This window comes from Clostridium sp. 1001271st1 H5, from assembly GCF_005845215.1.
Lineage (GTDB): Bacteria > Bacillota > Clostridia > Lachnospirales > Lachnospiraceae > Enterocloster.
The window spans coordinates 60,541-75,825 of record NZ_SPHO01000002.1 but is presented as its reverse complement, the minus strand read 5'-3'; the positions used below and the strand labels follow the sequence as shown (position 1 = coordinate 75,825).

General features: G+C 52.2%; 15 protein-coding genes. 1 reads left to right on the top strand and 14 read right to left on the bottom strand.

The window, feature by feature from the left end; genetic code table 11:
- Positions 1–30 precede the first annotated feature (30 nt).
- From cls to FGS84_RS03560, 4 genes are read right to left on the bottom strand one after another with little or no spacing between them, the layout of a single operon-like run.
- On the bottom strand, positions 31–1,563 hold the full coding sequence (gene cls / locus FGS84_RS03575; RefSeq protein WP_138306310.1) for a cardiolipin synthase: 1,533 nt from the start codon (positions 1,561–1,563) through the stop codon (positions 31–33).
- Positions 1,564–1,578: 15 nt separating this feature from the next.
- Positions 1,579–2,016 (bottom strand): type II secretion system protein, encoded by a 438-nt coding sequence (locus FGS84_RS03570; RefSeq protein WP_243129846.1) that lies wholly within the window; start codon positions 2,014–2,016, stop codon positions 1,579–1,581.
- Positions 2,017–2,070: 54 nt separating this feature from the next.
- Positions 2,071–2,427, bottom strand: a complete 357-nt coding sequence (locus FGS84_RS03565) for a type II secretion system protein (RefSeq protein WP_138306309.1) — start codon at positions 2,425–2,427, stop codon at positions 2,071–2,073.
- 39 nt (positions 2,428–2,466) lie between these two features.
- Complete coding sequence (locus FGS84_RS03560) at positions 2,467–4,173, bottom strand: GspE/PulE family protein (protein WP_138306308.1); 1,707 nt, start codon at positions 4,171–4,173, stop codon at positions 2,467–2,469.
- Positions 4,174–4,245: 72 nt separating this feature from the next.
- Here FGS84_RS03560 and FGS84_RS03555 point away from each other — a divergent pair, with 72 nt between their 5' ends.
- Positions 4,246–4,998, top strand: a complete 753-nt coding sequence (locus tag FGS84_RS03555) for an A24 family peptidase (RefSeq protein ID WP_138306307.1) — start codon at positions 4,246–4,248, stop codon at positions 4,996–4,998.
- 27 nt (positions 4,999–5,025) lie between these two features.
- Here the strand turns inward: FGS84_RS03555 and FGS84_RS03550 are convergent, their stop codons facing one another.
- The 10 genes from FGS84_RS03550 to FGS84_RS03505 all read right to left on the bottom strand — a co-directional run bounded on the left by FGS84_RS03550 (position 5,026) and on the right by FGS84_RS03505 (position 15,212).
- Entirely contained in the window at positions 5,026–5,772 is a 747-nt protein-coding gene (locus FGS84_RS03550) for a hypothetical protein (RefSeq protein ID WP_207739837.1), read from the bottom strand.
- A complete protein-coding gene (locus FGS84_RS03545; RefSeq protein ID WP_138306305.1) occupies positions 5,772–6,308 on the bottom strand; it encodes a prepilin-type N-terminal cleavage/methylation domain-containing protein in 537 nt (178 codons plus the stop codon). Before FGS84_RS03545 ends, FGS84_RS03550 begins: the two co-directional genes overlap by 1 nt.
- Positions 6,309–6,321: 13 nt before the next feature.
- A complete protein-coding gene (locus FGS84_RS03540; protein WP_138306304.1) occupies positions 6,322–6,684 on the bottom strand; it encodes a prepilin-type N-terminal cleavage/methylation domain-containing protein in 363 nt (120 codons plus the stop codon).
- The gene (locus FGS84_RS03535; RefSeq protein WP_138306303.1) at positions 6,668–7,321 is read right to left on the bottom strand and encodes a hypothetical protein; all 654 of its coding nucleotides are present in this window, start codon (positions 7,319–7,321) and stop codon (positions 6,668–6,670) included. Before FGS84_RS03535 ends, FGS84_RS03540 begins: the two co-directional genes overlap by 17 nt.
- Positions 7,308–8,759 carry a hypothetical protein gene (locus tag FGS84_RS03530; protein WP_138306302.1) on the bottom strand — a complete coding sequence of 484 codons (1,452 nt, stop codon included), beginning with the start codon at positions 8,757–8,759 and terminating at the stop codon, positions 7,308–7,310. Before FGS84_RS03530 ends, FGS84_RS03535 begins: the two co-directional genes overlap by 14 nt.
- 10 nt (positions 8,760–8,769) lie before the next feature.
- Positions 8,770–9,960, bottom strand: coding sequence for a type II secretion system F family protein (locus FGS84_RS03525; protein ID WP_138306301.1), 1,191 nt, complete (start codon positions 9,958–9,960; stop codon positions 8,770–8,772).
- 100 nt (positions 9,961–10,060) lie between these two features.
- Positions 10,061–10,240 (bottom strand): DUF4250 domain-containing protein, encoded by a 180-nt coding sequence (locus FGS84_RS03520; protein ID WP_002576758.1) that lies wholly within the window; start codon positions 10,238–10,240, stop codon positions 10,061–10,063.
- Positions 10,241–10,560: 320 nt separating this feature from the next.
- On the bottom strand, positions 10,561–13,152 hold the full coding sequence (gene clpB, locus FGS84_RS03515) for an ATP-dependent chaperone ClpB (RefSeq protein ID WP_138306300.1): 2,592 nt from the start codon (positions 13,150–13,152) through the stop codon (positions 10,561–10,563).
- Positions 13,153–13,401: 249 nt separating this feature from the next.
- Positions 13,402–14,235 (bottom strand): hypothetical protein, encoded by an 834-nt coding sequence (locus tag FGS84_RS03510; RefSeq protein ID WP_138306299.1) that lies wholly within the window; start codon positions 14,233–14,235, stop codon positions 13,402–13,404.
- Positions 14,236–14,378: 143 nt separating this feature from the next.
- A complete protein-coding gene (locus FGS84_RS03505) occupies positions 14,379–15,212 on the bottom strand; it encodes a purine-nucleoside phosphorylase (RefSeq protein ID WP_138306298.1) in 834 nt (277 codons plus the stop codon).
- Positions 15,213–15,285 lie beyond the last annotated feature (73 nt).

Here is a 15,285-nt window from a genome sequence, read left to right as displayed (position 1 = left end):
AGGACTTGATAAAATCCTCCCGGCCGGCCTCTACAAAAGCGGGGACAGCAGGCGGCTGGACTGCTCCTTAATGCGCATCCACATATTCCTGTCCCTGTACTCCTCTTTAGTGATTTCCCTGCAATGGGGCAGGTCATTCATAAACGCCTCTTCCAGCTGGCCGGTAACTTCCTCGTCATAGATGGTGGCATTGACTTCAAAATTCAGTTCAAAACTGCGTATATCCATGTTGGCTGTTCCATAACAGCTCACCCTTCCGTCCACCATGATACCCTTGGAGTGGAGGAATCCATTTTCATACACATAAACCCTGGCGCCATAGTCCAAAAGCTCCCCAGCATAGGAGCAGGTGGCCCAGTACACAAAGGGATGGTCCGGTTTGCAGGGAATCATCAGCCGCACATCCACCCCGGAAAGGGCCGCAATCTTAAGGCTGGAGAAAATGGCGTCATCCGGTATGAAATAGGGGGTCTGTATATAGATATGGTGCTTTGCCTTGTGGAACAGCTCCAGGTAATTATTCCGTATATGAGGCTCCCTGGTATCCGGCCCGCTGGTGATAATCTGCATGCAGACCATCTCGCTCACATGGTCCGGGTCCGGCCAGACAGCATGTATCTGACCGTTCAGCCTGCGTCTGGCATACTCTGCTTCCTCCCCGAAATACCGGATTTCCTTAAACAGGTTCTCACCTGTGACATAGTTCCAGTCCAGGGCAAAACGAATCTGAAGGCTGATGGCTGCCTCCCCCTTGATTTCCAGGTGGGTATCGCGCCAGTAGCCAAACTTAGGGTCCCGGGATATATATTCCCGGCCTATATTAAATCCCCCCACAAACCCTGTGGTGCCGTCCACCACCACGATTTTCCGGTGGTTGCGGTAATTCACCCTCAGGTTAAGCCACCCCAGAAAGGGAGGGAAGAATACTCCCACCTTAATTCCCGCGCAGCGCATCTGGTCCCACCGCTTCTTCGGCATGAACCGGCCGCCCATTCCGTCGCACAGGATTCTCACCTCCACCCCTTCCCTTACCTTTTCCAGAAGAATGGGAACAATGGAGTCAAAGAGCTCATCGTTCTTGATAATATAGTACTGTATGTGGATGAACCGCCTGGCCTGGCGCAGGGCGTTTCTCAGGGCCTCAAATTTGGCCTGGCCGTCCGTGTATATCTGCACCTGGTTGTTCACGGTAAGCACGGAACCCGATGTCTCCAGGTTATAGATAATCAGGCTCTTAAAATCCCTGGACATGGGGTCCATCATTTCCTCGGGCATGTCGTCGGAGCGTATGATATCCTCCTGGCTCTTCACCGGCAGGTTCAGCCGGTCGCTGACCTCCTTCACGCGGAACATCCTGCTCTTCTTCATATCCTGCCCAAAGAGCAGGTAGAATACGATTCCAAACACAGGGATGAAATACAGGGCCAGAAGCCAGGTCCATACACTTCTGGGGTCCCTGCGCTGAAAAAATATAATAATGATTGAAAACGCCAGGTTGATATACAGCAGATGGTCCAGCAGCCATCCCCATACCGTCAGTACCGTACTCCAGATTATTTCCATTCCACAGCCTCTCTCCTAGTCTTTTGCTTCCGTTATATTTCCTTCCTCGTCAATGTTCAGTTTCACGGTGCTGTACTGGTTTCCATATTCCAGGCAACTCAGACGGCCTGTGGGAATGTCCGCCTCCACGGAGACAATTCTGGCCTCCTTCTGCCCTCCGGAAATATAATCCTTTAGCGGCCCGTCGGGATTGCTGAGGTCCAGTCCCATAAGCCTGTTTAGCTTCATTGCTGTCAGCGTCCCCTTCTCCTTCTCGTCATTCAGGTAACGCTGGACCGCATCCACGCAAATCAGAGCCTCTGTTTTTGCCGTTGCCTCATGGGCAGCATTTATATAGTTCATCATATTAGGCACCGCGATGCACAGCAGTATGGACAGGATTGCAACCACTGCAATCAGCTCCACCAGGGTAAACGCGGAATTTTCCTTTTTCTTCATGTCTTTTTTCCTCATCTTACGCTTCCTGCATATGCCGCCGATAATGGCTCATTGTACCACATTCGGGGCTTAATTTCCAGACTCAATCTTGCCCTCCCCGGTATCGCCGTAATAGCAGGCTTTATAGGTTTTACCGTTTATTTCCCCTTCCCAGTAGGCGCTGTTGCCATCTTTGTCATAATGGTACTCCTTTTTCTCTGACTCCTTCATTACGCCCGCATCTACCATGTCCTGCTGCGCTTTTCCCAGGGTATAGTTTGACCTGGCATTGGAAATGGCTACCTGCTCCGCTGATTTATCCTGGATTCCCCGGTAGGACGGCACTGCTATGGCCACCAGTATTCCCAGTATGGCGATGACACAGATTAGTTCCACCAGCGTAAATCCTTTGGTTCTATTCTTTCCCTTTTTCATATGTATGTTCATTATCATGACTCCTCTTTTCTTTTGTACGATTGCAGCTCCCTACTGGACGGAATACAGTATCTTCTCAGCCTCCTCCATATCTGTCTCCCCGCTGGCAGCCATTCTCAAGACATGGTTTCTGAGAGGCACGGAACCTTTTTGTTCCTGGTATTCCCTTATGGATGAAAGAGGCTCGTTGTCAAGTATCATGGCCTTAATGGGTTCATCCACATCCATCATCTCATAGACCGCGGTCCTTCTGACATACCCGGTGCCGCCGCAGAGCGGACAGCCGGCAGACCTCCACAGCCTGTCTGGAACATCTGCCCTGCGCTCTGCAAATATCCGGCGTTCCCTCTCATCCGGCTCATAGGGTTCGCGGCAGTTGGGACAGAGCAGCTTCACCAGTCTCTGGGCCACAATGCCGGAAAGGGAAGCCGCCGCCATATAAGGAGGAACTCCCATATTGCGGAGTCTGTGGAGCGTGGAAGCGCAGTCATTGGTATGAAGGGTGGACAGGACCAGATGTCCTGTGATGGCGGCCCTTACTCCGATGTCCACTGTCTCCTCGTCCCTCATCTCACCTACCATGATTACGTCCGGGTCCTGCCTCAGGATGGAACGCAGGGCGGACGCAAAGGTAAGGCCGGCTTTGGGATTGACCTGGACCTGTGTGATTCCCTCCATGATTTTCTCTACCGGGTCCTCCACCGTGACTATGTTGATTTTCTTTTTCACCATACGGTTCAGGGCAGCGTACAGGGTAGTTGTCTTTCCGCTTCCCGTGGGACCTGTGACCAGGACCATGCCGTGAGGCGCCTTAAGGATATGTTCAAACACAATTCTCTGCTCTTCCTCCATTCCCAGGCGCCGGATATCCATCAGTGAATTATCCCTGTCATTCCCCAGCAGTCTGAGCACTGCCTTCTCGCCGTAGATGGAGGGCAGCGTGGAGATTCTCAGGTCCGTGGACACCTCACCCCGCTCATAATGGTATTTTCCATCCTGGGGAAGGCGTTTCTCAGCAATATCCATGCCTGCCATCAGCTTAAGCCTGGTTATCATGGGACGGTGATATTCCATTTTAAGTGTAGTATGGACAATCAGGTCCCCGTTGATTCTGATGCGGACAACCAGCTCTTTCCTTCCCGGCTCCACATGAATATCACTGGCATTTTTATGGAACGCATCTTCAATGACCGCGTTGACCATACGCACCACAGGAGCGCTTTCCACCCGCTCCATAAAGGACAGCTCTGGGCCGGAGCCCTCCGGCGCCGTCCCCGGCGTCTCCATTGGGAAATATCCATTCTCTCCATAGATACGCTCCGGCGCATTTCCATAGGCTTTTCTGAGGGCCTTCTTCAATTCCTTTTCCGGCGCCAGCACAGCCCTGACCTCCATGCCGGACAGGGTGGCCACCTCATCCAGCACATCAGGGTCCACCGGATATGCGGCTGCCACCACCAGACATTCTTCCTCAAATCCCATGGGAAGAATCCGGTTCCTTATGGCAAAGGACGGCTCAACCAGGGCCGCTGCCTTCCGGTCAGTTCTGAGACGGCCGGAAGGCGCCACCTCCATATGGTCCCTGGCCGATGCGCAGGCCAGGAGGGCTGCTTCTGTCACATAACCGAACTCCATCAGTATTTCCTCAACAGAGCGTTCCGGCCTGCCCTCCTTAAAATGCATGGCGCGGTCCATCTGTTCCCGGGTCAGATATCCCTTGTCAATCAACAGGTTTTCTATGGGTATTTTCTCTGGCACTGTTGTCTCCTCTCCCTTCCATGTGGTATACTTTCGCCAGACAGCAGATTTTGATGGAAGCGAGGTAATACCATGGTCTTTATCTATTTTGTATACGGACTGTCAGGCGCACTGATTGGCAGTTTTCTGAATGTCTGCATCCTGCGCATACCGGAGGGCCGGACGTTCCTGACCGGGCGTTCCCGCTGTCCTGTCTGCGGCCATGTGCTGGCCTTTTACGATATGGTTCCCATCCTGTCCTGGCTGTTGCTAAAAGGCCGGTGCCGGCATTGCGGGGCCCCTGTCTCCAGGCAGTATCCGGCTGTGGAGCTTCTCACTGCATCCGCCTTCATCCTCTGCCTTAAGGCAGAAGGCCCGGGTATTGGTTCTGCCCTTATGTGCATCTTTGCCTGCCTTCTCATCACAGCCGCCTTCATAGACGCGCGGCACATGTACATACCTGACGGCATCCATATCCTGATTCTGGCGCTGTCCTGCATCTCACTGGCAGCCGGAACCGGGCCGGGCCTTCTGAACCGGCTGGGCGGCTTTTTCCTGGCAGGCGGTTTTCTGGCCTTTGTAAATCTGTTAAGCCGCGGAGGCGTTGGCTGGGGCGATGTAAAGCTCCTTGCTGCCAGCGGTCTGCTGCTTGGCGCTGCGCCGGCCATGACAGCCCTTCTCATGGGCTATGTCATAGCCGGTCTTTGGTACGCCGTTCCCCTTATGCGCGGAAAAATCAGCCGGAAAACACAGATTCCCATGGCCCCGTTTTTTGCTGTGTCCTTAATGATATGCGGGCTTTGGTTCTGCCCGCTGTTCCTGTGGTATATGGGCTTTTTCCTGTGATGGCTGCCGTGTGTCTGCGTTTCAGGGTCAGCTGCCCTCATAATAACGGTACACTCCGTTTCCGTTCAGATATACCTTTACATCCGGGCCGCCCCCGCCGCTGGAACGGTAGGGTTTGCGGATAATCATGACCGAGCCGTCCCGGTCATCAAATACAATGTCCGCCATCATGGAGAAATGGTAACCGCTGCTTTCCACTACGGTGCGGACCGTTGCAAGGGATTTAAGGGGATATGCTGTCAATGTAATTTCAATTTCCGTGGGAACCTCTGCCGCAGAGTCATCCATTATACCGGAATCCCCGGAAGAGCCTCTTCCACGGACCACATAGTCCCTGTTTCCCAGCGCATGGTACAAATACCGTTCCCAACGGGTTTCTTCTTCCCCAGCCACATCCTCCCCAGGTTCGGACGCTTCTGCTTCAAGCTCCCGCCCGTCTGCTTCCTCCCCCTCATTTTCCTCTTCCTCATCCATCATTGCATCAAATTCTTCCCTTACCCTGTCGCAGTCTTCCTGGAAACTCTGCCAGACCAGGTTCATGGCCGTGGAATCACCGCTGCTTACCGCCTCGCAGAATGAACGGTGAATGGTCTTGGCAGAGAGCTGGGCTTCCATATAGCGCCTGCTGTCCAGGGCAGCCTGCATATTGTGCCGTGAAACCGCCATGTATCCGCAGGACAGCACGGACAGCAGCGTCATGAGGAGGACCACATATATCATGCTGCTTCCACGGGTATATCTGCTGTATCCTCTTTCTGTTCTTCCCCTGCCCATCACGTCCCGCCTTCCCCATCCATGGTATAACCATACATGGATTCAATCACTGCCTCCTGTTCATATATTACATCCCCGTCCTTCTTCACCTTTATGCACACTTTGGCCTGTGTATTCTTTGTACCGCTAAAATCCAGCTCCAATTCCATACCGCCCATTTCCGTTACATCCAGTTTGGCCGCAGAGATACTTGGCCAGTCCTCCACCGGAGGCAGCTCCTCATAATATGACTCACCCGCCTCCGTCAGCTCCGGAATCTCCTGTCTGTTCCTTACATAATAGGATACTGCGCCCGTATCCCGGTAATCGCAGTAAAACACGTAGCCGTATCTCAGCTTTTCCTCCAAATCCCGGTAGGCCTGGCTGCACATGGCTTTTGCCTGGGACAGCCGGTCCAACTCATAATACAGCTTCATCTGAGGATGGATGAAACCGGATATAAATACAGCCAGAACAGCTGCTATGGACAATGCCGCCACTGTCTCTATCAAGGTAAATCCACGGTTGTTCTTTCCTGCTCTGCCTCCTGCGGCCATATCCTGTCCACCCTTATCTGTGCCTGTAAAATGTCATATGGTTGCCTGTATCTTCCTCTGACTCAAAGATTTCGTACTGTTCAAATATTTCCTGAGCCAGATTCTCCGTATACCCATACTCTGTGTCCCCATCCTTTTCCTCCAAGCTGAACTCCACCGCAATGGTCTCTCCGGTAGGGTCGCCTTCCCCGACGCCGGCCCTGGCGCTGAGGTCATAATTGGACCGTTCCAGACTCTGTTCCCCGGACAGCTGGCTGGTATTTGCAGCTGTCATCATCAGAAACCCGGTACAGACTACTGCCAGGAGGGCAGTTGACACCACTACCTCAATCAGCGTAAATCCTCCCCTGGATGACCTGCTATCTGATTTCTTCATAATAATATCTGACCTCCACGATTCCCTTCATTCCCTGATACACCTCCCGGCCGTCTTCCGCACTTTCATACACAGCTCCTGTATCCATAAAAGTTACCAGGAGACTTTTCTGCTCCCTGTATATTTCATCTGAAAATGCCATCACGCCCTGGGCATCCGGACATTCTATCTCCATGGTAATAACTGATTCCTTTACCACCCCGCCTGCCGGACCGTCCCCGTTTTCGCTCTTCTCCTTGGTTTCGCTCTTCTCCTTGTCCTCCGTTCCATTTTCCTCCATATCATAGGATAATTCTACCGGAACAGCCTCGCCTATACTCATACGGCATATACTTACCCCTGCCCTGTCCGCCATAGCCTGCAGGTTCCTGTCCATGAATGTGTCGTCAATATCCCGGTAAAAGAAATCCTCTTTATTCCTCAAAGCCTCCCACTTGTTTAAGGTTTGTTCCAACTCCTCATAGTGGTTCAGGTAAAACTCCATCTCTTCCTTTTCATGTCTCTGGCTCTCCATCTGCTCCCTGGATGTCTCATATCCTGAACGGCCCGGCCAGATAAATACCTCCAGCGCCGCGGTCCATAGGATAATGGTAAGCAATGTCCCGATGAGAAAACGCTCCCTGCTACTGAGCTTCATCTTGTCCTCCTGTTCCCAGGGACCCATAAACGGTTGCATATACACGCTCCGTTTCCCTGTCCTCTTCCCTCTTTTCCCACAGACTGTGTCCTACCTGTCCGAAAACCCCGGAATGCTCCACCTTCTCTACGTAGACCGGTACATCCCCGGCATGTTCCATGGACACCACCATCTCAAGATATACCCCGTCAAAGGTAATGGATTCAATCCTCATACCCGGCTCCATTGCTTCGGTAAATGCCCTGAATCCATCCATACCCAGCAGATTCTTCCCGGCCAGCAATGTCTTCACCGCCTGGGACCTATTGCTGTAATCCGACATTTCTCCTATTTTCTCTTCCATCTGCAGGGCTTCACGGAAACGGGCCCTGTACTCTGTTCCTTCCATGGCAAGCTCCCTCCGGGCCAGCTCCTTACCTGCCGACCGGTCCAGCCAGGCAGCGTGAAGAGACAGCCCTGCCGCAGCCAGCCCGTTCACAAGCAGGAACAGTGCCCAGCCCCTGGTCATGAACACTCCATGGCTCAGAGCAGAATTCTCACCATCCCCATATACCTGTTCTTCCAGTTCCAGCGCCTTTCTCCTGCCTTCCAGCGAACCGGCCACGCAGGCCGCCAGGCATGCGGCATCCACTGGTTCCGGCATCCTGACACAGCAGGGTATCTTCAGTCTTTGGGACATGTATCCTGCTGCAGACTCTGCATCAGGAAGACAGCAGGACATGATTACCATACAATCCGGGGCAGGAACACCTGCAGCCGCGCTGCACTCCTGTATCAGGCCTTCAACCTGCTCCGCCATCTCCTCATAGAGCAGGTCCATTGCTCCCTCCCGTATAAAACAGCCGGCCTTCAGGCCCGTCATTCGGCACGCCAGACAATGTCCGCCTGACAGCACATAAAATCCCATGCCTCCCTGGCCCACATCCACCAGAAGAATCCGTTCTTCCTTCCACAGCTCCCTGGCCATAAGGGCCATGCAGTCAGGCAGGACCAGGACCCTGCCGCATATCATTTTCCCGTTCTCCAGGGCTTTCTTATATGCATTCAGGCTGCGCTGTTCCATGTAATATGCGGTAACCGCAACCATTGTCCTGCCGCTTTTCGCTCCCAGGTCCAGGGCCGCTGCATGGTCCCCAAAGCCTGCATCCAGCATGGACAGCTCATTGACCGCCATCCTTTTCATGGCATTCTTTCCTGCCTTTGGAACGGTGAGCCCCATCATCTTTACATCCTGTCCCACTACCAGACTGACACGTTTTCCCTCCATACCGTGTTTTTCAGCCAGACACGCCAGGGCCGATGCCACATCGGGCACCGGCTCCACGAATTCCCAATCCATTATCTCCAGGCGGCGGTGGCTGCCGGAACCGTGACACCGTTTAAACCGGCCGCGGACATACCATATCCTGTCCTCTTCCAAACATATGTAATATTTCATTTTCTACCTCTTACAGCATCGACGAGTACATGTTAAATACAGGCATCATGATGGCCATGACCACACTTCCCACCACCATGGCCAGTATGAGAATCATGGCCGGCTCCAGCAGAGCAATCATCTGATTGACCGCCCTGGCAGCCTCCTTTTCATAAAAACTCCCCGCATCCTCCAGCACCATATCCAATGCACCGGATTCCTCACCCGCTGCCACCATGGAAATAAGCACAGGCTGGAACAGATTCAGTTCCTCCAATGCCTGCGACAGCATCACGCCGCCTTTTAAGCTCTCCGCTGCCTGGGCCAGCCCCTTCTCCACATATGAATTTCCCATTACCCGCCCTACCGTATGCATTGCATCCAGAATTCCTATTCCGCCTCCGTAGAGCACGGCAAAGGCAGATGCAAAACGGGATGTATATACGGTTCTTAAAAGTTTTCCTATGATTGGGGTATACAGTACAGCCCGGTCTGCCTGCAGCCGGACGGAAGGACATTTCAGAATCCCCTTGAACAGGGCCATCAGTACCAGAATAAGTATGATGTAAAGGAACCCGCGGCTGCGGAGGCTGAAGCTGAGCCTCATCATCATCCGGGTAATCCAGGGAAGTTCCTGCTCCTGCAGCATGGAGGCAAACTGAGGAAGGACCATGGTCAGCATGAATACTGCCGCCATCACGGTAATGGAGAACAATATAATGGGATAGGTCATGGCTGCACGCACCTTGCCATTTAACTCTTCCTCCCGGCCGTAGTACTCCGCCATCTTGTGAAGCAGCTCATCCAGTCTTCCGCTGGACTCGCCTGTGCGCATCATATAAACCAGCAGGTTGGGAAATACTCCCTTCATCTCCTCCATGGCCTCTGACAAGGTACGTCCCTTGTGGATGCTCTCCCTGAGTCCGGCCAGGGTTACCTTAAGAGTCTTGTCCCCGGCAGACCCGGCGCTCACTTCCAGAGCCCGGGACAGCGGCACTCCCGCTGTCAGCATGGCTGCTATCTGCCGGCACAGCAAGGGGAGTTGTCTCTGGTTCAGCTTCGCAGGACGCACCGCAGGTGTACGCTCCCGGGAACTGTACTCATAGCAATAGAGTCCCTGGGATTTAAGCATAACGAAAAGAGCCCTGCCGTTGTCTGCTTCCTTGGTTCCACAGTGAACTCTGCCATCTTCACTTTTCGCCTTATATCTGTAACGCGGCATGGCTCTTCCCCCTTTCCATAACGGTTTCATATGTACAAAGCCGGCTTTATCTGATATAAGTCAGACAAAGCCGGCCACAAAACATTTATATATGATTTTATCAGCGGAAGCTGTTCTGAGCCGGCTCATATTGGTAGCCAATACCAGACAGCACAGATATAATCCTGGACTTATCCGCATCCAATGCCTGGCACATCTCGTCCAGAGAACTATAATTGTCACGGAGCTGTGTGTTTACATAACTCAGCAAAATAACTGGGTCTTTCGGAATGGTACTCACAATTTATACCTGCTTTCTATTACCTCATATTGATTCAGTTAATATTAAATACCCTATATCTAGTCCTATTCCGGCTATAGGTACGCCAGCCTTCAGCAGAAACGATTATATCACCTGCAAGTAACGTTTTCAACATTAAATTAGGGTATTTTCCCTACTTTTTTCGTCAGTGCCAAAAGTTGATTGAATTATATTTCTATATTAGAAGTATTCTGAAAAATGCTTCCTATTTTATGGAAAAAACAGGGGCAGGAATCTGTCCGCACAGATTCCTGCCCTCTCCTCTATCATCACTCTGTCTTTATCTAAAATATCCAGAATTATTCCACATATGCGATGAGTCTGGTCCTGTCCTCATCCACATCTATAACAATGGTGCTTCCCTCCCGGACTCCATCGCCCAATATGATTCTTGCCGCCAGGGTCTCCACGTTCTTCTGGAGATAACGCTTCAGGGGACGGGCGCCGTACGCAGGGTCGTATCCCTTATCCGTAACAAATTCCCTGGCCCCCGCTGTCAGCTCTATGGTCAGCTCCCTGTCTGCCAGACGTTTATTCAGGTCCGCCACACAAAGCTCCACAATTCTTCCGATATCCTCCCTGGTCAGCGGCTTAAAGAGTATGGTCTCGTCCAGCCGGTTTAAGAACTCCGGCCTGAAATGGGCGCGAAGCTCATTCATCACAGCGTTTTCCACCTCCGGACGGATGTTCCCGTTCTCATCAATCCCTTCCAGCAGATACTGGGAGCCGATGTTGGAGGTCAGTATGATGATGGTATTCTTAAAATCCACGGTCCTGCCCTGGGAATCCGTGATACGTCCGTCATCCAGTACCTGCAGGAGCACATTGAACACATCCGGGTGGGCCTTTTCCACTTCGTCGAACAATACCACGCTATAGGGTTTGCGGCGCACTGCCTCTGTCAGCTGTCCGCCCTCGTCATACCCAACGTATCCCGGAGGCGCTCCGATGAGACGCGACACAGAGTGTTTCTCCATGTACTCGCTCATATCAATACGCACCATATTGGACTCGTCATCAAACAATGCCTCTGCCAGGGCCTTGGCAAGCTCCGTCTTACCTACGCCCGTGGGGCCCAGGAACAGGAAGGAACCAATGGGCTTGGTGGGGTCCTTGATGCCTGCCTTGGAACGGATGATGGACTGGGTCACCAGCTGTACGCCCTCGTCCTGGCCAACCACACGTTTGTGCAGAACCTCATCCAGATGCAGTGTCTTGCTTCTTTCGCTCTCTGTCAGCTTGGCAACCGGGATTCCCGTCCATTTGGATACGATTCTTGCAATCTCATCCTCTGTCACGCTCTCCCTCACAAGGCTCAAATCCTCATTCCGAATCCGCTCCTCTTCTGCCTGCAGTTCCTTCTGAAGCTCCGGCAGCCTGCCGTACTGCAGCTCCGCAGCCTTATTCAGGTCATACTTCTGCTGTGCGTCCTGAATCTCCCGGTTCACACCCTCTATCTCCTCCCTGAGGGCGGAGAGACGGTCCACGCTGGCCTTCTCATTCTCCCACTGGGCCTTCTTGGATGCAAATTCATCGTGAAGCTCAGCCAGCTCCTTCTGGAGGTCCGCCAGGCGGTCCTGGCTCAGGCGGTCAGTTTCCTTTTTGAGGGCTGCCTCTTCTATCTCCATCTGCATGATTTTCCTGGACATTTCATCCAGCTCAGCAGGCATGGTATCCATCTCAGTCTTAATCATGGCGCAGGCTTCATCCACCAGGTCAATGGCCTTATCCGGCAGGAAACGGTCGGTAATATACCGGTCGGACAATGTGGCCGCGCTGACCAGTGCAGAGTCTGTTATCTTCACCCCATGGAATACCTCATAGCGCTCCTTAAGCCCCCTCAGTATGGATATGGTATCCTCTACCGTTGGTTCGTCTACCATCACCGGCTGGAACCTTCTCTCCAGCGCCGCATCCTTTTCTATATACTGGCGGTACTCATTGAGGGTTGTGGCTCCGATACAGTGGAGTTCTCCCCTGGCCAGCATGGGCTTTAACATATTGCCTGCGTCCATGGAGCCCTCTGTCTTGCCCGCCCCCACAATGGTATGCAGCTCATCAATGAACAGGATAATCTGTCCGTCGCTCTTTTTCACCTCTTCCAGCACAGCCTTCAGTCGTTCCTCAAATTCACCCCTGTACTTGGCGCCTGCCACCAGAGCGCCCATATCCAGGGCAAACAGCTTCTTATCCTTTAATCCGTCCGGAACATCCCCGCGCACAATCCGCTGCGCCAGGCCTTCCACCACTGCCGTCTTACCCACGCCGGGCTCTCCGATAAGCACCGGATTGTTCTTCGTCTTACGGGACAGGATACGTATGACATTCCGGATCTCGCTGTCACGCCCAATTACCGGGTCCAGCTTCTGGTCCCTGGCCCGCTCCACCAGGTCATATCCGTATTTGGCTAACGTATCATAGGTCGCCTCCGGGTTATCGCTGACCACCCTCTGGTTTCCCCTTACAGTGGAAAGGGCCTGCAGGAATGTCTCACGGGTTATGTTATATAACTTGAATAACGCCTTGATATCCTTATTAGGATGCTTTAAAAGAGACAGGAAAAGGTGCTCCACAGATACATACTCGTCACCCATGGCCTTTGCCTCGTCCTCGCCGCTGATAAGCACCTTATTCAAATCGCTGCTGATGTAAAGCTGGCCGCCGCCGCTTACCTTGGGCAGGCGTTCCACTGTCTGCTTTGCCTCATTGGAAAACATATCTCCCTGAATCCCCATCTTGGTTATCAGCTTAAGAATCAGGCTGTCCTCCAGGGTCAGCAGGCTGTACAGAAGGTGCTGCTCATCAATCTGCTGGTTTCCATATTCATACGCCAGCTTCTCACAGTTCTGTACTGCTTCCATTGACTTCTGAGTAAATTTATTAATATTCATTGCCCATTCCCCTTTCTTCTCTGCCGCTTCTGACCGGAATGCCTGTATGAATCCTCCGGGTACAGGGGCTTACGGAATTGTGCTTTGTCATCTTTGTTCTAGTCGTACTATAACACATGTTGTTAGCACTGTCAAGGGTCGAGTGCTAATTTTTTTAAAAGAAAAAAGAGCGCGCAAAATGGCGGGATAAAGAAGAAAAACCGCGGCACAGACTTCATTTGTCTGTGGCCGCGGCCATACGCATATTCTTTACTTCACGCCGGTTGCTGTGATTGTCTTGTCAGTAAGGGTTCCCTTGTAGATAATGGTTGCTGTATCCCCTATCTTCAGTTTATCAAACATGCCTTCCTTTCCCAGGAAAGTAAACAGGGTGTTTGCAGGGTCGGTTGTATCAATGACCACATAGTCCGCCCCAACTTCCGCCACCTTGCCGGAAAGAGTGTTGATTTTTGCGTCTTCTGAATCCATGGCATCCTCAGTCACAATTTTGGTTGCCACCGGCTTGTCGGTCTCATCTTCCAGGTCGCCGTAATAGGTAACATCGGCCTGTACGCCGGACTTGATGCCGTCCTTGGATACCTTCTGTGCAATCTTGGTATTAAATGTAAATGTTCCCTCGTCTGCAGCCAGGGTCAGGGTGTCATCGTCTGCCTTCTCAATGGTTCCGGTGATAATGGTATCCTCTTCAGCAGCTGCCTCTTCCGCTGCCTCTGCGGCGGCAGATGTGACGATGTCCACTGATTTTGCCTTCGTTGTATCTGCGGAAAGCTCTCCTGCATATGCCACCTCTACCTCATCGCCTTCTCCAATGGCATCCGCGCCTTCAACCTTGGCCTCAGATACATCAAACTTCACTTCCTTGCCTTCGTCATCCTTGACGGTAACCACATTGTCTGCCACCTCTCCCACGAAGCCATAGAAGTACTGCAGTTCCATATCATCCTCTGCCTCTGCAGATTTTTCCGTTTCAGTCTGTGCTGCTGTAGTCGTTGGGGCTGCTGTGGTTTCTTTATTGCCGGAAGAACAGGCCGTCATCCCCAGTGCAAGCGCCAGGACTGCAACTGCTAAATAGTGTCTCTTCATAATAATCTCCTCTTTTCTGAATCATGCTATGTCATAAGATATGCCGGGACTGGCAGCATATTCCCCCTGCCGTCGTCCACGATACATATTACTACGAAAAACACTATTTTACTATGTCTTTTTCTTTAATTTTTCATAAAAGTTTAAAAAATCCCCATTTTTCCGATGGACTGGGATACCAGTTTTTTAAAGAGGGGGGCCATTTTATCCGATGCCTCCTGGACCTCCTGATGGGACAGCGGGGCATCTGTCATGCCGCAGGCCAGATTGGATATACAGGAAATACCGCATATCTTCATGCCCATATGATTGGCAGCCAATGCCTCGCAGGCCGTGCTCATGCCCACTGCGTCCCCTCCCAGTATCCTGCACATCTTTACCTCGTACGGGCTTTCGTAGGCAGGTCCTGTCAGCTGCACGTAGACTCCCTCCTGTATCCTGATTCCAAGCCCGGAAGCCGTGGAACGGATAATATCCCTCAGGTCTTCATCGTATATATGGCTCATATCCGGGAACCTTGGTCCCAGCTCCTCCAGGTTTGGTCCGATGAGCGGGGAGGGGACAAAGCAGGATATCTGGTCCTTGATGAGCATGAAATCCCCTGCCCCATAATCATAATTGATACCGCCTGCCGCATTGGTCAGAAAAAGGACCTTCGCACCCATAAGCTTCATCAGGCGGACAGGCAGGACCACATCTGACATGGGATATCCTTCGTAATAATGGACCCGTCCCTGCATCAGCACTGCCGGAACCCCATTTATGCAGGCGAACACAAACCTGCCCTTATGGCCGGGTACCGTGGATACAGGAAATCCCTCAATATCGCGGTAATCAATGGTTCCCTGGATTTCCAACTGCTCTGCGTAGTCCCCAAGGCCGGAGCCCAGCACCAGGGCCACCTTAGGTTCAAATGGAATCTTAGCCTTTATGCTGTCATAGCAGTTTCTCAGCTTGTCATACACAGGATTTGTCATATCTGTTCTCCTTTTCTTGCGGGAGCTTAACCCTCCCTTGTTATGTGAAGTATATCATACCTGAACCATATGG